The following is a 19214-nucleotide window of genomic DNA, read 5'->3' as shown; positions in this document are numbered from 1 at the left end:
CGAATAACTAAAGTTTGCTACTTAGTTCTATCTTTTAAGTCTGGCAAGCCTTTAGGGATTTTCAAGCGGGCGAAAATCGAACGAGAATGCCTTGAGTCTGTTTGAGTACTGGGCAGGCTACGTAACTCTCTCCACAAGCGAGTAAATACGTTTTTATCTTCACGCCCTTGTTGGAGCGCTTCGCTGTCTTCCACCCAACGTTTTTGTCCATTTGATTTGCCAAGTTGCGCTTTATTCATTTCTAGCTGCGAGGTTTGTTTTCGCAATTGACGGTAGATAAAGGTTCTCAATGCAGACCAATTACCTTGCTTGAGTAAACGACGGAATACCAACCAACTCGGTGTTGGTCGGTTCTTGTAATAACGCTTCAAAGAAACAAATAACGCAACACACAACACTAATACCAAACCTACGCTGATAAAGACCGACATGTAAGCTTTGATAAAGGATTGGAGTGTATGTTTTGCTTCAAACACTTCACCTTTTATGACAACGCTTTCAAGACGTTGATTCTTACTGTCCCACCACTGGAATGAGAAATCCGGCAAGATAAATTCGCCACCTTGTTGAATCACATAAACCGTTTCTTCGATGCGGCTAGAACGGTAATCACCACGCTCTTGTGTATCGTCTAAACGATTAGGCTGTGGGTAAGCTTGATATTGCTGAGTCGCTTCATTGGACAACACATCTGGCAGTAACACAGACAAGCTGTCTTTCGCTTTAATCGTCACGGTGCGTGTAACCGCATCGCCAACTTTCAAGTTTTCATTCGAACGTTGCCACTGCTGTTCAACATCCACATCGGTTGCAGAAAACCAAGGCGATTCATCACTTAACAAACCTGAAGGTAATGAAGCTTCAAACTTAATGGGTTGCGTATAAAGTGTGCCACCAACGTTTGAACCATCAGGCGCTGAAACTTGAATTCGAACAGGCACAGTAGGAATGACGAATTCGCCCGAAGTCATCGGATAAAGCGTCACTTCCCAGCGTTGGCGTGACCATGTTGTGCCGCCCACTCGTTCCGTGTAGTTCGTCGCCAGCTGGTTGCGCTGCTTAGCAATAACATTCGGGATTTCGATGCTGCCAATTCGGGTTCCCCCAGTTAGCCAACGCGGTGTCGCCACCTCAATGTTCAGAATCACTTGTTCATTAACGCTAACTTTCGTAGGCGTAATCTTGTCGCCAGACTTCGGTTTTTCTCCGACCCAAGCGATCAATTCGACATCGCCAGTCCTCTGCAGGTCATAAATATCAGCCGCAGAAGCAAGTGTAGAAAAAGCAGTGCTAAACAGTAGAACTAGCGACACAAACAAGGCCTTCGTTAGTCTAAAAGACTCCGAGCGCCCTGCTTTTTCTAGAAGCACTGCAAGAGTTAAATCAACTCGACTCATTGTGTTTGCTCCTGTTTTAGCGACTGTTCCTGTTTTGAAGACTGTTCGATCGAAGGTGCAGGATCTCTTAACTGAATTTGGAACTTGGACTTCAAGAAGAACTTAGGATCCGCTTCAACGCGTTTTAACCACTTGTCGGCAAGCTCTTGGCTGCCTAAGATTTCATTGGCATTAAGCGTTTCCTTAAGCATCAATTCCGCTACCGTTTCTTCTTCAGCTCCATCTCCCGTTCGAGGCTGATCGTCTTCGAGTTCTAAAGACTCCTCAGGGCCATCTGTGGTTCCAGACTGGCTTTCACTGGTTCGGTTTACCTCTTCGACAATTCCACTAAGCACAGCAAGATTGTTCTCCACATCCGTTCTTAGTTCTGGTGACAGATCCTCTTTCTCGCTTAATGATTTCAAAAGGTCTCGTGCCGCAAGGTATTCACGCTGTCTGGCTAACGCACTGGCTGCATTGTATAAGCCAAGGTCAGTTTTGGTTTGCAAAAATGCACTGTGAGCTAACTTAAAATCACGAGCATAGTAATAAGCCGCGCCCTTTCTCATTGGATCCTTAAAATGCTTGGCCGCTTCAAGATATTCCTTCTGATTCAATAAACGTTGCCCTTGTTGATCAGGCGTTAGCCATAAGTCCCACCACCATTGAGCTGTTTTGTCCCAAGCTGTAAGCGGCTCCACCACGACTGGTTTCTCAGCAGTTAAATTGACTGTTTTCGCCAAAGTGCTTGGTGAATAGATGCTACCTGAAATCACTAGACCAACGACACACCACTGTACCAACCACCCTTTTCTGAACCACAACAACATGATGATTGCCATTGGAATAAGCAGGCCATATCCCATGTCTTTCCAAGGCATTGAAGACTCACCATTCAGTTGCATGTTTCTTTCAACCGCTTGATTGAGTTGTTGGATATCGGAGTTATCAACGGTCACTTCGATCAGTCGTCCACCCGTCTTGCTCGCTAGGCTGCGCAATGAATCTAGGTCGACAGGGTTATCGCTCACCACATTACTGTTTCCTGCGGCTAGAATCAGCAACTGATACGGATTGTCGCTAAAGAAACTCTCGTACGCCCTAATGGTGCTTGGGTTTACACCATCAGATACCAACAGTACAGAAGAGCCTAACTCACCAGACAGTTGCTGATTAATCAGTGGCAGTGCTTCTTCTGCTGACTTACCTGATACCGGCATGATATCGGGTCTGATAGCCGCTAGAAACGGTTCGAATACCTTGCTGTCTTGAGTGACGGGCATCGCGACGTGTGCGCTGCCTGCGTAAACCACTAAGCCCGTATTACCGCCTTTCCGAGCTGCCAATAAGTCTCTAATTTTCTGCTTAGATCGTTCTAAGCGACTTGGAGGCAAATCTTTAGCAAGCATGGATTCACTGTTATCGAGTACAACCAACATCGATGCTTTATCTTCACCAAAAGGCGAAGCTTCACGCTGCCATGTTGGGCCAGAACAGATAATGATGGCGATGGTCACAATCACCATTAATAGCTTCAGTGGTAACTGTTTGCGCCAACCGGTTTCACCGATGGTTAATGCATCACGTAAATGTGCAGGCAGAATGTCTTTCCACGTTGGTTTGGTCTCTTCTCTCCAGCGAATCCACAATAGGAAAAACATCGGGATAAAGGCCAACAACCACAATGGTCGGATAAAGTGAAACTGGGTAAAGAACTGTTGCAACATGAGAGAATCAGGCATCGTTCTCTCCTTTCAAATTTTTCATTGAAGAAGCCAAAAGCGAGCGTCGGCGGATTGTTGCTAAACTAAACGCAGTCAAATACATCACAACAACAATGGCCATCAGGTAATGGTGTAATCCCTGTTTAGGACGATAAGTCGTACTCTCATACAACTGAGGCTCTAGCTCACCAATTTGAGCATAAGCTTTAGTCAATTCATCGCGATTAAGTGCTTCAAAGGCTTCACCACCAGACTCTTGAGCCACTCGTTTGATGGTTTCCATATCCAAAGCTACTTCACCAACGGTTTGTGGGTCACCCATGGCGATCACGTGAATACGAACGCCTTTCGCCTTCGCAACTTTTGCGGCATCGATAGGTTCGACAAAGCTTCCTGTGTCATTGCCATCAGTTAGTACAATCACAACTTTCTCTTTCGCGTTGGCATCAATGCTCGGGTCTTGAACTGCAGTACTTTGCTTTTCGCTTTGTTCAAACACCTTAATCGCAAGACCAATAGCATCGCCTAAGTGCGTGCTTTGCCCTGCCATCGCGACATCGGTTTGATTAAGCAGTTCAAGCCATACATCTTGATCAGCCGTAAACGGTGTTTGTACAAACGCTGCATCACCAAACAAGATCAAACCGAGTCGGTCCCCTTTTCTGGTTTTCGCAAAATCGGCTAACACCTCTTTGGTCGCATCTAAACGAGAGATTTTATCGCCTTGCTTAGAGGTGAAATCTTGCTCCGCCATTGAGCCGGATAAATCGACCACCACCATCACATCACGACCCAATTGTTCACGAACCTGTGGCTCACCAAGAATGGTTGGTTTCGCTAACGCGCACACGACCAATACCCAAGTAATAATGAGCGTAGTTCGTTGCCACCAGCTTGGTGTTAACTGGCTTGCACCTTCTGACGGCGCTTCCCCAATAGCTTCAACCAATTCTCGAAAAAATGGCACCTTAATCGCCATTTGCTTAGTTCGATAAGCTGGTACGGCAAAGTAGACCAACAACGGCAGAGGTAACGCGATAAACCACAATGGGTGCGCAAATTCGAAGCTTGCAGATAAAGCATCAAACATTATCTTGCCCCTCAAACGTTACTTGTACATCCGGTTTATGAAGCTTTAGCCACATCATCGCGGTTTGAATCACCTCTAAACGCTGTTCAAAGCTCAAACGCACCTTAGGGTCGATTAAACTCTGCATCCATAGTCCCGAAACTTCATCGGCAAAGAAAGCATTGCTATTTTTACTCTCGTTAACGTTAACAGGCAGATAAGCGTTCAAACGGTTAACATATGCTTGGCCAAACAGCTTTGCATTGCTGCTGTCTAGGTAACGAAGCACCACTTTCAGTACCTTGAAGGTTCGTTCGGTAGAGTTCTTGTCTCTTGCATCCAATATCATGAGCTCTTTAAGCGCTTCTTTACGATAACGATTATTCCACCATCTCTGCGCCAAACGATAAGCCAGATAGATAGCGACCAATAACAGAATAACGCCGAGGATCTTCCAACCAATGGTTTGCGGCATCCAGCTCACGCTCTCGGGAATGGCGACATCATGTAGGTCGCGAAGGATGTAAGTACTCGGAGGGGTATGTTCAACGGTCATTAGCGCCCTCCCACCAGCTTTTGCAACTGTGATATGTGATTGCCTGACGTGTCTAGTTCGATATAAGGAAGGTTTTTCATCGCCATCAATTTAGCAAGGGATTGTTTTTGGAGTGCCGCTTTTTGGGCAAGGCTTTCACTTGCGAGGTTAACCTTAGATTGGCTATCCAGATTAAGTTGAAATCGACCATCCCCCACTACCCAGTTTGCACTTGCAAGATCGTGAGGCAGTGATTGTTCTAAGGGATCGGTGACCATAATGGCTAAGATATCGTTGTGTTGTTGCAGTTGCTTAAGGCGATCAAGGTGTTGTTCTTGGCAATCTCGCCAATCACTAATAAAGATTAAGGTCGACTGTTTTAATCTCATTCGTTTGATCAGTTCAATCCATTGACTGAATCCGACACTCTCGCTGTCACTCACACTCACGGCTAAACTTTGATTCGCTTTAGTCAGGTGTTTAAGTTGAGCGAGCAAATCAGACTGTGAGCGCTGTGCTTTGGTATGAAAGAGCTTTTGGTGCGAGGCTAAAACGAAACCGACACGGTCACCATCTTTAAGCACTCGCCACCCACACAGTGCCGCCACTTCGGCGGCTACAACGGATTTCATGGTATTTTGAGACGCAAAAAACATCGAACTGCGCTGATCAACACAGATCATCACATTACGGTCTTTCTCTTCGGTATAACTACGAACATGAGGTTTACCTGTTCGCATCGTGACTTTCCAATCGAGGTTACGAATGTCATCACCCAGTTGGTAGTGACGAAGCTCCTCGAAATTCAAACCTCGACCTCGGAACAATGAATTGTGTCTACCCGAAAGCACGCTGCCCGCCTTTAGGTGAGGCAGTAGAGAAAACGACTCAGCTTGAGCCTGTATTCGCACTAACCTTGAATAGTCGCAGTATAAGCGTGGATCAAGGCCTTGCGATTTGGGAGCTTGTGTTGGCTTCGCCATGACGCCCCCTAATTATCCGATCTCAACATTATCAAGCAGTTCTTCAACCACTCTTTGATGGTCAACGCCATCGGCCAATGCATCATAAGAAAGTGAGAATCTGTGGCCTAATACGGTAGGTAGCATCGCTCGCACATCATCTAACGTGACATGGTCACGCCCTTGTAACCACGCATAAGCGCGTGCACATTTATCCAACGCAATGGAAGCACGCGGGCTTGAGCCAATCTCAATCCATTTAGACAAGTTTGATTCTGGGTAACGCTCTGGCTTACGAGTTGCCATGACCAAGGCCACAATGTAGTTCTCAACTAAATCGGAAACGGCAATGTCTGGAAGTTGTCGGCGTGCCTCAAGTACCAACTCAGGTTCAATATGTTGTGGAGTGACTAATTCTGAACTGGTTTCGCTACCCAACTCCTCACTGCGCACCAGTCGAATGATGTCACGTTCCGCTTCGTCTTCTGGGTAGTCGACCGTCACTTTCATAATGAAACGGTCCATTTGCGCCTCAGGTAGCGGATAAGTACCTTCTTGTTCAACTGGGTTTTGAGTGGCCAATACCATGAACAAGTCAGGAAGGATGTGAGTTTGGCCGCCCACGGTTATCGTGCCTTCCGCCATAGCTTCAAGCAGAGCCGCTTGTACCTTTGCAGGCGCACGGTTCACTTCATCGGCTAAAACAATGCTGTTGAAAATAGGACCCGGTTGGAAATGCAGTTGCGGCTTGCCATCAAGCTCTTGATACACCTCCGTACCCGTCACATCTGACGGCAGCAGGTCAGGAGTAAACTGAATTCGACCAAAACTGGTGTTCAGTAGATTCGCCAGCGATTTTACTGAGCGAGTTTTCGCAGTACCGGGAAGCCCCTCAAGAAGCACATGTCCATTAGTCAATAACCCTATCACCAGAGCCCGAACGACGTGGCTCTGACCGATAACACTTTTTTCTGTTTGTTCAATCAGTTGGTTTATTGCTTGTTGCGCATGGTTCATAGGTCTTCCCTTAATTCAATCTGGCTGCGTACATCCTACTCACAAGCCCCATAACTATTAGTTATACACATGATAAACAGTTATAAACGTGATAATTGGTTACAAGCGGAATAAGCAGCAAGCACGATAGCCAAGCTCACCTCATCGCTTTATTTAAACCTAGATTTCAATTGGTTAATGGCTTCCGGCGGTGCTACTTTGCTCAATGATGAAATACACTGCTCAAACGCCTTTGGTACGCCCGGTAAATGGCTGTTTCGCGCCAACACTTCACACTGGGCATACAGGTGCTGTGGGTTGCGGCTAAATTGGTAAGCCTTGTGCAGTGATTGACTTGCCGCAAGCACATCCGATTTCTCTAAAGCCAATCCGTACACATACCAATATTGTGGGTCGGTTTGCGCAGTTTCAGCGGCTTGTTTAAGGTAGTCCGTTGCTTGTTCGTAATCTTTCACACGAAGCAGAGACAATCCTGTGCTGTATGGCAATACACTCGATTTAGGCTGAGCTTCAATGCCTTGCTTCAACGTCGACAACATTTTTGCTTCGTTACCTTGCGCTCGATACAAATCCGCTAAATTGGCGTAGCTGTTTTCGAAATAAGGCTCGATTTCGATTGCACCTTGATAGAACTCAATCGCTTTATCGTGCTGACCTAAATCGCGGTAAACGTTACCTAAATTTGTGCGGCCAAATCCTCTGTCGGCATTAAATTGTTGTATCTCAATGTACTCTTCCAATGCAGGCTTGATTTGGTCTTTCTGCAGCGGATTCATTTCTCCCAAGTAACGTACTAGCGCGCCTGCGGTTTCTGATCGAATCGACAATACAGGGTCTTTCAATAATGGCTCTAGAATCTGCCAGCGATCAGTGAATGGGAAGCCAGACGAGCCTTGCACCACACCCAAGCGGATCATTTCATCATCGTGTTTCACCGCTCTCGCTAATGAGATAAGCGTGTTCTTGCCCGTGTTGCCACCTAAACGTTCTAAACTCGAAGCACGAATGATATTACTTAAACTTGAGTCTTGAGCTGAATACGCCAGTGCATCTTCTGCACCTCTATGCCCGATTGAATCCGCATAAAAGGCAACAGCAAAGTGTTGCTGGTTACGATACTTAGAATCTGGGAACCACTTACCAATTTGCTGATCGGCCCATTGATCAGTTTGGTCTTCATGACAGCTCGTACACACGTTCGGTGTTTTAATGTGTTGGCTAATATCTGGACGTGGAATATGCCAGCTGTGGTCACGCCTTGGATCGACTTCCATGTAAGTCGTTTCTGGCATGTGACAAGTGGTACATTGTGAAGCTTCGGTATTGGCTTCATGGAATGTGTGCTTTTCAGGTGTGTATTCAGAAGCAATGTGACACTGGCTACACACGGCTTCTTCGGCAATTTTCAGTTCTGCAGTATGAGGATCGTGACAGTTAGTACAAGTAACGCCTTTCTCTGCCATCACTGATTGCAAGAAGGAGCCGTAAACGTAATCTTCATCGTAGATTTGGCCATCGTTATGGTAAAGCTCAGGGGTAATCAGGCTCAAGCGGTATTTATCAAAAAATGAACCGTTAACGTGGTCGCCTGTTTCATTCAACTGGGTGCGTCGGCTGTGGCACTGAGCACAGGTCTGAACTTGATTGGTATGAATAATGTCTTTTGGTTGCAGAGTTGAATTGCCCTCTTGGTAGATCCACTCTTTTACCGATTTTGACAAATCGCGGTCAAAGCCGTAATGCGCCGAGACATGGGCATTTTTTCCCCCTTTGGCTGCGGTTTGCTGGTTATTTGTTTGCTGGGCTTGTTCAACGTGCTCACTCGCAGGGCCATGACACGCTTCACAACCGACATTAATCTCCGACCATGTGGTGTCGTAGGTATTACTCGCGCTATCGTAGTTCTTTTCTAGGTTCGTTGAATGGCAATCAGCACACATGAAGTTCCAGTTTTGACCGCTATTGGTCCAGTAGAATTCATCCGTGTTGGTGGTATCAGGATAAAGGTGAAACCAGCGTTGACCGCCTTCACTCTTATCTCGAGAATCCCAAGCGAAAGGAATCAACTGTACGCGTCCGTCTTCAAACTCAACCATGTACTGTTGCAGAGGTTCAAAGGCAAAGGTATAGCTGATTTTATAATCTTTGAATTGACCATCAGGCCCTTCAATGTTTACCCAGAATTCATCACCTTTGCGGAAAAAGCGATTAGGCTTTCCTTGATGGGTGATGGTTTGGTTATTGAAATCACCGAGAACGGAATCTTCGGTGGCATGCTTCATCGCCATGTCGTGATGAGAACCTTGCCATGCTTCCACTTCCACACTGTGACAGTCAATACAAGCTTCAGATCCGACATACGTCGCTTGAGAGCTCGCATGCGAAGCTTCTGATAAAGCCTGTTCATTGGCATGCGTGTGGAAACTAAGTATCGACAACACGGGTAAAGATAACATTGCGGATAATACTGCAACTCGCTGGTGTTTCAATCCGTTCACTAGCAAGCACAACCATGCAGACATAACATTCCTTGTTTTTATACATCCTTATGCTTAATAAGGTAGACGCAAAAACAATTAATTTACAATTATTTAGTGGCAGCGAGCACGATAGTTGTGATTCATATTCACGACTGGTATTTACTCATCGATATGCGCAAAAAAAAGAGCTCTTAAGAGCTCTTTGTGTTTTCAGTTTCATCAAGCTATCAGTTTCAATAAACCAAAGCTTACTTGTTATGGTTCTCTTGAAGTTTTTCCATAACCTGATCCAAGCTAAAGCTTGCTGCTTTTTGGCGTGGTGGGTATTCAGCAAATGTTTCTAAGAATTTGCCCACATACGCTTGAGCAGGAACGAACATATAAGCGTGGTCTAACAACCAGTCGTAATATGTGTTCGAGGTAATATCTGCGTTTTCGTATGGGTCCATACGAAGGTTAAACAGCTTAGGAAGGCGTAACGTCACGAACGGTTCAGCCCAGATTTGCATCGTACCCGTTGCTCGTTGCTCCATGAACACCGCTTTCCATTGGTTATAACGAAGTGCTGCTAAATCACCATCATCGGTAAAGTAGAAGATCTCCGAACGACGACCTTTTTCTTCTTCACCCGTTAGATAAGGAAGAAAGTTATAACCATCTAGGTGAAGCTTAAACGTTTTATCACCTGCAGTATGGCCTTTCAGCAGTTTCTCTTTGATTTGATCATCACCTGCGGCTGCTACGAAGGTTGGCATCCAGTCCATGTGATGCATAATTTCGTTAGAGACACTGCCCGGTTCAATCTTACCAGGCCAACGAACCATTGCTGGTACACGGTATGCGCCTTCCCAGTTGGTGTTTTTCTCACCACGGAACGGGGTTGTGCCCGCATCAGGCCAAGAGTTCATGTGTGGACCATTATCCGTTGAGTAGAAAACAATCGTATTGTCTTTAATACCCAATTCGTCAACTTGTTTCAGTAACTGACCAACGTGGCGATCGTGCTCAACCATACCGTCGGCGTAATTGCTGATGCCGGTTACACCTTTGCTGTCTGGTTGCACATGCGTTCTAAAGTGCATGCGCGTTGCGTTCCACCAAACGAAGAATGGCTTGTCGGCTTTCACTGCGCGATCCATAAAATCAAGCGCGGCATCGAGCGTTTCTTCGTCAACGGTTTCCATACGCTTACGTGTTAATGGGCCCGTATCTTCAATCTTGCCGTCAGCAAATGATTTGATAACACCACGCGGGCCAAACTTCTTACGAAACTCTGGGTCGGTTGGGTAATCTTCATTTTCTGGTTCTTCTTCAGCATTTAGGTGATAAAGGTTGCCAAAAAATTCGTCAAACCCGTGCGCTGTTGGAAGAAATTCATCTTTATCGCCAAGGTGGTTTTTACCAAATTGACCTGTCATGTAACCCATAGGTTTAAGCAATTCAGCAATGGTTGCATCTTCTGCTTGAAGGCCAATATCTGCACCTGGCAAGCCTACTTTACTTAAGCCTGTTCTCAGTACACTTTGACCTGTAATGAACGTAGAGCGACCTGCGGTACAAGATTGCTCTGCGTAGTAATCGGTAAACATCATGCCTTCTTTGGCGATGCTATCAATATTCGGGGTTTTGTAACCCATGAGACCGAAGGTGTATGCACTCACATTGGATTGACCAATATCGTCCCCCCAAATGACCAATATATTTGGCTTTTCTGCCGCAAAAGTGGCGCTAGACGCGGCCATCATTGCTGTACCCAAAATCGCTAATCGACGTTTAGCGCCATATTTCGCTGTCATAGAAACCTCTTCGTAAGTTATTTGCATCCTGCCCTACAACGTATAGTCCATTTTTTGAACGATCGCGAGATTCGCTAAACTATTAATCTATTTGTCATTTTTATTGAGATATGGACACCGGAATCATCGATAAGGTTAACGCCAACAAACATGATAAGGATCACACATACAAACTAAGGACTTATTCATTCAACCCACTAAAAATGATATTGATCAATGGGTTAACTGAGCATCATAACGATTGGTTATAAGCACTATAAAAGGACGAAGCGGAATTTTGGGAATAACATTTGTTCATCGATGTGTTGCTCTAACGCATTAATCTTTAAAGTGAATCGGAGTCCTTATGGGTACTAAAATTAATAAACTAGCATTAGGTGTTGGCTTATTAGCAGCTTCTTCAGCGGCAACGGCAGCAGAAAAACCAAACATTCTTGCTATCTGGGGTGATGACATTGGTGTATTCAACATCAGTGCATACAACAACGGTATGATGGGTTACGAAACACCTAACATCGACCGTATAGCTAACGAAGGCGCACTATTTACTGACCACTACGGTCAACAATCGTGTACTGCTGGTCGTGCTGCATTCCTAACGGGTCAAGAACCTTTCCGTACAGGTCTATTAACTATCGGTATGCCAGGTTCTGATCACGGTATCCCAGATTGGGCTCCAACTATCGCAGACCTTCTTAAAGAACAGGGCTACATGACTGCTCAGTTCGGTAAGAACCACATGGGTGACCAAGATAAACACCTTCCAACGAACCACGGTTTTGACCAGTTCTTCGGTAACCTATACCACCTGAATGCAGAAGAAGAGCCAGAAACATACTACTACCCTAAAGATCCTGAGTTCCGTAAGAACTTTGGGCCTCGTGGTGTAATCAAATCAACTTCTGACGGTAAGATTGAAGATACTGGCCCTATGACGCGTAAACGTATGGAGCACGCGGATGAAGAGTTCCTAGAAGAATCTCTAGCCTTCATGGAAAAAGCAGTGAAAGCGGACAAACCATTCTTCATTTGGCACAACACAACACGTATGCACGTGTGGACTCGTCTACAAGAAAAATACCAAGGCGCATCGGGTATCAGCATTTACGCTGACGGCATGTTAGAGCACGATGACCAAGTAGGTATCCTACTAGACAAGCTTGATGAGCTTAAGATCGCAGACAACACCATCGTCATCTACTCTACTGATAACGGTGCAGAAACCGTATCTTGGCCTGATGGCGGTGCGACTTACTTCCACGGTGAGAAAGGTACAACTTACGAAGGCGGTATGCGTGTTCCTCAGCTAGTTCGCTGGCCTGGTACAATCAAGCCGGGAACTAAGATCAACGACATCATGAGTCACCAAGACTGGATTCCGACTCTACTAGCAGCAGCTGGTGATGATAAAGTGGTTGAGAAGCTGGCTTCTGATAAAGGTGCGACTTACAACGGTAAAAACTGGCGTGTACACCTAGATGGTTACAACTTCCTGCCTTACTTCCAAGGTAAAGAAGAGAAAGGCCCTCGTGATAGCATGCTTTACTTCTCTGCTAACGCTGAGTTAAACGCGGTACGTTGGAATGACTTCAAGATTTCGTTCGCTGTAATGGACGGTAACATCACAGATGCAGTGCGTTTCCAACCAAACTGGCCTCAAGTCGTTCACCTACGTGCAGACCCATTCGAAAAAGCACCACACGAGTCTGGCATGTACCTGCGTTGGATGGCAGACAACATGTGGCTATTCGTACCAGTAGGCGGCAAAGTACAAGAATTTATGAACACACTACCTGACTACCCAATGCAGAACAGCCAAGTACTGAACCCTGGTAACTTCAACCAGAATGCTTACATGCTTCAAGGTAAACTTAAGCAACTAGAAGCAGCCGCAGCACAAGCTAAATAAGCTACTCTAGACTAAACATGTAATAACGAAGCCGTGGTGACTGAATGCAGTGACCGCGGCTTTTTAGTATCCAATACAAATAACATAAGACGCGAACCGCCAACTAGTATAATTCACACCCAACCTACCCTCTCATTTTTCAAAAATAAAAACTCACACTAGTCAATGTGAACCTTAATATATGACCGTTGCGTTAAGATTTCGCAAATTTTTTCAAATCCTTATAACATGACTTGAATTGGAGTTCTTACCATGCGATTGTAATTCAACTGCCCATAAACAACTGTATGATTATGAAAACATTAAAATCCATCGCGCTGCTTTCCACAATTATCGCAGCACCACACGCGTTCGCTGACGTAACAATTGAAGTTCCTTCTAGCGCAGATGCTTTAGTCGAAGTCTTAGCGGTTAACGAAGCTAAGCCTGCTCTTGAGGGTGGCTTTTTCTCTTCAAGCAAAACGATCACCGTGCCAGACGGCGTAAACCAAATCGTTTTCAAATATCAACTTGCTTTCAGCCAAGGTAACGACCGCGAGTTTGTCGATAGCGATACGATTATTGCTACTTTTGATGCGACAGACACAGCATTGACGTTCGATATGCCTAAGTTCCGTAACACCAACGAAGCGAAAAAAGGCCTTCAAAACTTAGATTGGAAACTGGTTGATGAAAACCAAAATGCAATCAGTGTTAAGCAAGACAAACTTATCAAAGATGGCATGCAGATTGGTCGTAAGTACCCGCAAGAAGCGAAAGAATACAACCAGAAAGGTGGCATCGCTGCACTTACAGTAGGTGCTAGTGCGGGCGCAGCAGCAGTTGTCGTACAGCCAGTAACGCTTCCAGCAAAGATTGACGGAAATGCAGCAAATACAGCTGAAGAGATGTTGTATTTCTGGTACGAAAAAGCAGATGCTGAAACAAAGCAGAAATTCAAAGACTACGTGAACAAGTAACTCAACTGTCTTAATTTAAAAATGAAAGAAGCTGGCACACTGCCAGCTTCTTTTTTGTCTTCATCTAGGTACTTTAGGCTCGTATAGATTAAGCAGACTCAGTGGATACCACTTTGCCATCCACTCTGGTTGGCCATCCTAGCGCTTTATACTCTTCAGCCAGTAAGTATGCACAGCGGCTAGAAATTCTTGTTTTAATCCATTCACCAAGTCCCAATACTTTATATTCCAGTACAGCCATTTTCATAACAATTCTATTCCGCTCTAATTCAATTTATAAATCTAGAGTGAACATTATAGATATTCTCTTGTGGTGTATGTTCCTAAAAGAACACTGTGCATAATTTTTTCATGTGATATTGATTTATCACTGAAGATCCAATCATCCAAAGGTTAGCTGTGCTGTTAGAGATTCACGCTTTAATCTCAGCGACAGGATCGCGCATCATCAAATTCATTGGTGAAATACGCTCATACAAACCCTCTGCATCGGTGATGAACACCTTCCCTCTCTGTATCTTCACTAAACCCTGTTGCTCTATACCTTTAAGCACCTCATTCAACCTGGGTCTCGAGATCCCTGTAATGGTACTCAATTGAGTTTGTGAGATATTTATACTCACGGTCGCACCTGCGATATTGGTTTGGCGTGCAGCAAGCTCCAACAAGACGTAAATGGTTTTCTGTTCTTTTTCATGAATCGAGGATAAGTAAGCTTGCATCCAAATAGATTGTGCTTTGGTCCCACTATGCAGAAGCCATTTGAATACCATGCACTGCTCTTCGGCAAGCGCTAACACCTTCTCGGTGGGAAACAATACCATGGTAATAGGCTCGACCTCCTCTGCCACAGCAAAGAGGTTGTAGTCAGCATGAATAGACAAAGCGCCAATCCAATCTCCTCTTCCAATCACACCACCGGATATGCTTTTCATATTCTCAGTAGAAAAACAGATTCCTGCAGAACCACTCAGAATATAGAAAACGCCAGGCAGATTTTGGAATTTCTGGGTAATTTCCAGGCTATGAACACTCGTTTTGAAAACAGCAATCTCGATTAAGCTATCGATCAACTCTTGCGGCAATTCACATGGCCACTCAATTTGTTCACTGATTGTTGGGTCTAACAACGGTGTATTCCTCCTCCGACAATCGCTATGTTTTCGTTATACAGCGTTAGTGCTGCATTTGACACTCCTTCTAAAGGTAGTTCATTACCGCTAGGACGAGATGTTTTTCGGAAAATAAAATCATACTTCTTAGTCAGTTAGGTTACTTCTTACCTAAGAATTGCGTAGAAGCAATATAAAAACGACCAACATATGTCGGTCGTTATAAGACTCTAAGCTACAGAGTTTTTATTGCCGAAGTCTAAACTAGAGACTATTCAGAATCGGCTTTAGAAAGGTAGTCTTGAACACGCTCACGATATTGCTGCTTCAATGACTCTTCGATAAAGCTCGCGTCAATCGCATTCAAAGTAAACTGTGCCAGTTCTTTCTGCGTCATCTCATGAGCTTGGCTCACTGCGTTGAAGTTATCCGACATGTAGCCACCAAAATACGCTGGGTCATCAGAGTTTATGGTTACAGCGACACCCTTCCTCAACAGTTCGACAATGTTGTGCTCTTCCATTACATCAAACACTCGTAATTTGATGTTAGACAATGGACACACGGTCAGCGGCATTTTAGTCTCAATCAATTCGACGATTAAAGCGTCATCTGTCATGCATTGCACACCATGATCCACTCGACTCACGCTGAGCATTTCAATCGTATCCACAATGTTTTGAGCAGGACCTTCTTCCCCTGCATGTGCCACAGTTAAGAAACCCGCTTGTTTCGCTTGTTGGAATACACGTTTGAACTTCTCTGGTGGATGTCCTAATTCAGAAGAATCCAACCCAACCCCGACGATCTTATCTTGATGTTTTAACACATCGGCGAACGTTTGAATGGCGCGCTCTTCAGTCAGGTGACGCAAGAAACAGGCGATAATTTGAGAGGTAATACCCAGCTCTTTTTGCCCCTGTTGAAGTGCACGATGAATACCGTTAATGACCGTGTCGAATGCAATACCACGATCAGTATGTGTCTGAGGATCAAAGAAGATTTCGGTGTGAATAACATTATCAGCCTTACAGCGCTCTAAGTACGCCCATGTTAGGTCATAGAAATCTTGTTCAGTGCGAAGCGCATCTGCACCTTGATAATAGATATCCAGAAACGACTGCAAGTCATCAAATTGGTATGCGCGCCTTAACTGCTCTGGGGATGAGTAAGGTAGCTCAATGCCGTTGCGTTGAGCGAGTTGAAAAAGCAACTCAGGTTCGAGTGAGCCTTCAATGTGTAAATGCAACTCTACTTTTGGAAGCCCTTGAATAAATGCGTTCATATTTCACCTACTATGGATTTTAGGTGTGCACTTACTCTGAATAATAGACAGGAGGTTTTCTTGAACGCTATTACAAAGAGTAAGAACACAATTGTGTTCTAAACCCTTCGTAATCAGCACTTTGCGGGAGCCGGTAGAGACCCCCAAACCATATCATTGGGGTTATACGAAGCAAACGGTTGCTACTATACAGAGTTCAGTGTGAATTTCACTAATCGTTTCTCGATAAAACTAATAAATTACTCAGTAGCATTTAAGAATACTCGCCACACCTTATTCAGAACAACATTCTAATATTAGATTGACACACTTTAGTTATTGCCGCTATTTTGTCTAAAACCATAAAAGACGGTCGATATGAAACACAACCTATTCGCGAGCTTTGAGGATCTCCTCTCTCACCAAACCAAAACTTTGACCGCATGCCAGCCCAAAGATTTCGATAGCACTTTTTTCTTACTGGCAAGAGAAGCGCTCGCTTGGTTTAAGCTCGACAGACTTACCCTATTTCCAAACTCAATGATTCTTCTGGATACAGGAAAAAGTATTTCCGTATCCCAAACAGATACTCCACCGCTTGAAATGGAACGCTTTCTAAAAGGCAATTATCTTGACTACCTTAAGCTTTTACGTTCAAAAGAGTGTTGGCAGTTGTTCCCTGAAGAAACACTAAAGAACCATAAACTCGACCCGTTACGTGTACTTTATGAAGAAGGTGCTCATTGGCATGGGATTGTAAGCCTTTCGTTGTTTGGCCAGCAGTGGGGAGCTATCGGCTTCTCACGGTTCAATCGTTACGATAAGCCAATTGAAGAGGCTGACATGAAGCGAATCAAATTGCTGAGTGATATCTGGCTCTGTTTTTGGCAGCATTCCAAAATGACGCGTAGTGTCACCAGCGATGAAACCAATAATATTAACGAGAGTGAAAAACTATTATTGCTGACCAAAAGGCAGTGTGCGGTTCTGACTCAACTGGCACAAGGTTATACCGCAAAGCAATGTGCTGAGATCCTCTTTTTAAGCCCTAGAACCATTGAGTCACACAAATACCGCATGTTGGATATTTTGGAACTCGACAACCATACCGAACTGATTCAGTTTGCACTGCGAAATGGCTTTGGCATCGATAATCCATAGCGATCTTATCAAGAAATCTGATAGTGACGAATGCTTATAAACACAAAACCCTCAAGCAAATAAAATTTGAGGGTTTTATTAAAATAACCCTGTTAATTAATATCTTACTTCAACTGCTTCAGTTATATAGAGTCACTTCGCCTTCAAAGGTAATCTGGTCGTATTCTCGACATTAGTAACATATCGATGTACTTACCGCCTTTGAACGTACTGAGCCTTTTTGTGCCTTCTAACTGAAAACCTACACGTTCATACAAAGCAATAGCGGCGTGGTTGTCAGCATGAACCTCTAACTCAAGACGCACGAGGTTAAGCCAGTTATCCGCCTGATTGATCGCTTCTTGCATTAATGCCTTACCGACCCCTTTACCATGCATATCCGGGTGAATAGCAATACCAAGACCAGCGCAGTGCCTGTCTCTTACCTTGCTGGTCATGAATAAAGTAATATGGCCCACTACTTTACCGGATACTTCCGCAACTAAAGTGAAATGGTCGGAGTGACCAAACAGTCGCTCCACTTGATCAGAGCTGAGGAAAGGCTTTTGAGAGGTGTTTTCTGATACTGATGGATGGCGATAAATATCAAAAATATCTTGGTTGTCTGTGAGTTCTAGATGTCTAATTTGTATTTCCAAAGCGCTTCCTTACTATCTGATCTTTTTAACTGAACGACTTTCATACTACGGATAGCAACGAGCACCTACAACCTTAAAGATTATAAGTGCTCGAAATAATTAAACAGATAATAAACCCAACGAAATCTTAGCGTTATACAAAGCTTCGGAATATCTAATCTTTAGAACTTATAGTCGACACCGACGCTCGCGAGTACCTGTTCAGAATTATAGAAGTCGATGTTTGAATCTATGCTTCTTAAACCAAGTAAAGTAATCAATGACCAATCTTCATATCCCATCAAGCCGCCAAACTCGTATGCTAAGAAGGCGCCATATTCGTTCTCTTCACGAGTTTTTTCATAAATCGGATTTGCTTCATCATACTGACGATCACTGGCATCTAATGTGACCACAAAACCATGGCGACCAATTCTCTTAGCGTAATTCAGTTCAATACCGTAGCTATCAAAGCTCAGTGCACCACCCTCCGCATCTGAATTGAAATACACCATAGATGGAACGAACACACCAGCTTGATTAGGCAAGATGAAGGGATACCCTACCTTGGCATACACATAAGTTCGCTCCCTATCGAGCAGTGCTATCTCTTCAGCAGATAAGTTTAGTGAACTCCCTGACAGCTCATCATCTACGTCTGATTCACCAATCGCGAAATCCGTTCGAAAGCCAGTGCCGCCGATGTTAGTCATTTGCAATCGCCCAACATTACCTTTCACATCGGTTTCGTTTCGATTAACGCCAACCGCGTAAGGATCAGACCAAGCCTTACCTGAGATAAGCGTAGGAAGAACAGAAAAATCCAATATGGTGCCACCGGAAAGTTGATGTCTGTAACCAATCTCAAACGCGATGGTACCTGTTGCAATATCCTCTCGTGTCGTACCCGCATACACTTGGTGAGTCAGCGATTCACCAAAAGTATATTGAACGGTACCCAAAAAGCCGAGTAACCCTTGCTTTTCGCTATTCCCTTCCTCAGTGTTGGTTGCTTGATTCGAATCCTGTTCAGTACTCAAATTACTACTGTCAGAGTAGAAACCGGCCAAAACACTGAAGTTACCGCTGAAACCTTCATTTGGAGCAAGGCCACTGTAAGCAGGCATTGAAGCCAATGCAGAAAATACAACTGGTAAAGCAAACCTCATATTCACATCCATTACTTGAATAATCACCCACTAACTATAAGTATCAAAATGCAATTACAACAAG

General features: G+C 44.5%; 16 protein-coding genes and 1 riboswitch. Of the genes, 3 read left to right on the top strand and 13 right to left on the bottom strand.

Annotated elements, in window-relative coordinates; genetic code table 11:
- Positions 1-17 precede the first annotated feature (17 nt).
- The 8 genes from CWO27_RS08715 to CWO27_RS08680 all read right to left on the bottom strand — a co-directional run bounded on the left by CWO27_RS08715 (position 18) and on the right by CWO27_RS08680 (position 10959).
- Positions 18-1397 carry a BatD family protein gene (locus tag CWO27_RS08715; protein ID WP_102479202.1) on the bottom strand — a complete coding sequence of 460 codons (1380 nt, stop codon included), beginning with the start codon at positions 1395-1397 and terminating at the stop codon, positions 18-20.
- Complete coding sequence (locus CWO27_RS08710) at positions 1394-3118, bottom strand: vWA domain-containing protein (protein ID WP_107898853.1); 1725 nt, start codon at positions 3116-3118, stop codon at positions 1394-1396. The genes CWO27_RS08715 and CWO27_RS08710 overlap by 4 nt, the downstream gene beginning before the upstream one ends.
- Positions 3111-4190, bottom strand: coding sequence for a vWA domain-containing protein (locus tag CWO27_RS08705; protein ID WP_107898852.1), 1080 nt, complete (start codon positions 4188-4190; stop codon positions 3111-3113). The genes CWO27_RS08710 and CWO27_RS08705 overlap by 8 nt, the downstream gene beginning before the upstream one ends.
- Positions 4183-4725 carry a DUF4381 domain-containing protein gene (locus CWO27_RS08700; RefSeq protein ID WP_107898851.1) on the bottom strand — a complete coding sequence of 181 codons (543 nt, stop codon included), beginning with the start codon at positions 4723-4725 and terminating at the stop codon, positions 4183-4185. The genes CWO27_RS08705 and CWO27_RS08700 overlap by 8 nt, the downstream gene beginning before the upstream one ends.
- A complete protein-coding gene (locus CWO27_RS08695) occupies positions 4725-5687 on the bottom strand; it encodes a DUF58 domain-containing protein (protein WP_107898850.1) in 963 nt (320 codons plus the stop codon). Before CWO27_RS08695 ends, CWO27_RS08700 begins: the two co-directional genes overlap by 1 nt.
- Positions 5688-5699: 12 nt before the next feature.
- Entirely contained in the window at positions 5700-6683 is a 984-nt protein-coding gene (locus CWO27_RS08690) for an AAA family ATPase (protein WP_017060007.1), read from the bottom strand.
- Positions 6684-6832: 149 nt separating this feature from the next.
- The gene (locus tag CWO27_RS08685) at positions 6833-9205 is read right to left on the bottom strand and encodes a tetratricopeptide repeat protein (RefSeq protein WP_107898849.1); all 2373 of its coding nucleotides are present in this window, start codon (positions 9203-9205) and stop codon (positions 6833-6835) included.
- Positions 9206-9411: 206 nt separating this feature from the next.
- Positions 9412-10959 carry an arylsulfatase gene (locus CWO27_RS08680; protein WP_102479208.1) on the bottom strand — a complete coding sequence of 516 codons (1548 nt, stop codon included), beginning with the start codon at positions 10957-10959 and terminating at the stop codon, positions 9412-9414.
- 346 nt (positions 10960-11305) lie between these two features.
- On the opposite strand from CWO27_RS08680, the gene CWO27_RS08675 reads away from it, so the two are divergent.
- Together CWO27_RS08675 and CWO27_RS08670 are read left to right on the top strand one after the other, a co-directional pair.
- Positions 11306-12868, top strand: a complete 1563-nt coding sequence (locus tag CWO27_RS08675; protein ID WP_077681544.1) for an arylsulfatase — start codon at positions 11306-11308, stop codon at positions 12866-12868.
- A 293-nt stretch (positions 12869-13161) separates the two neighbouring features.
- Entirely contained in the window at positions 13162-13827 is a 666-nt protein-coding gene (locus CWO27_RS08670; RefSeq protein WP_102479209.1) for a DUF2057 family protein, read from the top strand.
- An 88-nt stretch (positions 13828-13915) separates the two neighbouring features.
- Here the strand turns inward: CWO27_RS08670 and CWO27_RS23575 are convergent, their stop codons facing one another.
- The 3 genes from CWO27_RS23575 to CWO27_RS08660 form a co-directional block, all read right to left on the bottom strand.
- A complete protein-coding gene (locus CWO27_RS23575; protein ID WP_165887216.1) occupies positions 13916-14068 on the bottom strand; it encodes a hypothetical protein in 153 nt (50 codons plus the stop codon).
- A 172-nt stretch (positions 14069-14240) separates the two neighbouring features.
- Positions 14241-14957: a Crp/Fnr family transcriptional regulator gene (locus tag CWO27_RS08665; protein ID WP_107898848.1), complete on the bottom strand. Its 717-nt coding sequence runs from the start codon at positions 14955-14957 to the stop codon at positions 14241-14243.
- 253 nt (positions 14958-15210) lie between these two features.
- Entirely contained in the window at positions 15211-16224 is a 1014-nt protein-coding gene (locus CWO27_RS08660; protein ID WP_102479645.1) for an adenosine deaminase, read from the bottom strand.
- Between the two features lie 90 nt (positions 16225-16314).
- A riboswitch (purine riboswitch) is annotated at positions 16315-16414 on the bottom strand.
- A gap of 167 nt (positions 16415-16581) precedes the next feature.
- Between CWO27_RS08660 and CWO27_RS08655 the strand changes: the two genes are divergently transcribed.
- A complete protein-coding gene (locus CWO27_RS08655) occupies positions 16582-17364 on the top strand; it encodes a LuxR C-terminal-related transcriptional regulator (RefSeq protein ID WP_102431223.1) in 783 nt (260 codons plus the stop codon).
- Positions 17365-17507: 143 nt separating this feature from the next.
- Here the strand turns inward: CWO27_RS08655 and CWO27_RS08650 are convergent, their stop codons facing one another.
- Entirely contained in the window at positions 17508-18002 is a 495-nt protein-coding gene (locus tag CWO27_RS08650; RefSeq protein ID WP_102431224.1) for a GNAT family N-acetyltransferase, read from the bottom strand.
- 161 nt (positions 18003-18163) lie between these two features.
- On the bottom strand, positions 18164-19150 hold the full coding sequence (locus tag CWO27_RS08645; RefSeq protein WP_102431225.1) for a DUF2860 family protein: 987 nt from the start codon (positions 19148-19150) through the stop codon (positions 18164-18166).
- Positions 19151-19214: the final 64 nt, after the last annotated feature.

It is taken from the genome of Vibrio sp. 10N.286.51.C3 (genome assembly GCF_003050065.1).
In the GTDB taxonomy this organism is placed as follows: domain Bacteria; phylum Pseudomonadota; class Gammaproteobacteria; order Enterobacterales; family Vibrionaceae; genus Vibrio; species Vibrio crassostreae.
The sequence above is the reverse complement of the archived record's forward strand: the minus strand, read 5'-3'. Positions and strand labels throughout refer to the sequence as shown.

Bases quoted from the DNA above. Each gene is read 5' to 3' on its own strand.
- CWO27_RS08715 (WP_102479202.1), bottom strand. From the start codon at position 1,397: ATGAGTCGAGTTGATTTAACTCTTGCAGTGCTTCTAGAAAAAGCAGGG.
- CWO27_RS08710 (WP_107898853.1), bottom strand. From the start codon at position 3,118: ATGCCTGATTCTCTCATGTTGCAACAGTTCTTTACCCAGTTTCACTTT.
- CWO27_RS08705 (WP_107898852.1), bottom strand. From the start codon at position 4,190: ATGTTTGATGCTTTATCTGCAAGCTTCGAATTTGCGCACCCATTGTGG.
- CWO27_RS08700 (WP_107898851.1), bottom strand. From the start codon at position 4,725: ATGACCGTTGAACATACCCCTCCGAGTACTTACATCCTTCGCGACCTA.
- CWO27_RS08695 (WP_107898850.1), bottom strand. From the start codon at position 5,687: ATGGCGAAGCCAACACAAGCTCCCAAATCGCAAGGCCTTGATCCACGC.
- CWO27_RS08690 (WP_017060007.1), bottom strand. From the start codon at position 6,683: ATGAACCATGCGCAACAAGCAATAAACCAACTGATTGAACAAACAGAA.
- CWO27_RS08685 (WP_107898849.1), bottom strand. From the start codon at position 9,205: ATGTCTGCATGGTTGTGCTTGCTAGTGAACGGATTGAAACACCAGCGA.
- CWO27_RS08680 (WP_102479208.1), bottom strand. From the start codon at position 10,959: ATGACAGCGAAATATGGCGCTAAACGTCGATTAGCGATTTTGGGTACA.
- CWO27_RS08675 (WP_077681544.1), top strand. From the start codon at position 11,306: ATGGGTACTAAAATTAATAAACTAGCATTAGGTGTTGGCTTATTAGCA.
- CWO27_RS08670 (WP_102479209.1), top strand. From the start codon at position 13,162: ATGAAAACATTAAAATCCATCGCGCTGCTTTCCACAATTATCGCAGCA.
- CWO27_RS23575 (WP_165887216.1), bottom strand. From the start codon at position 14,068: ATGGCTGTACTGGAATATAAAGTATTGGGACTTGGTGAATGGATTAAA.
- CWO27_RS08660 (WP_102479645.1), bottom strand. From the start codon at position 16,224: ATGAACGCATTTATTCAAGGGCTTCCAAAAGTAGAGTTGCATTTACAC.
- CWO27_RS08655 (WP_102431223.1), top strand. From the start codon at position 16,582: ATGAAACACAACCTATTCGCGAGCTTTGAGGATCTCCTCTCTCACCAA.
- CWO27_RS08645 (WP_102431225.1), bottom strand. From the start codon at position 19,150: ATGAGGTTTGCTTTACCAGTTGTATTTTCTGCATTGGCTTCAATGCCT.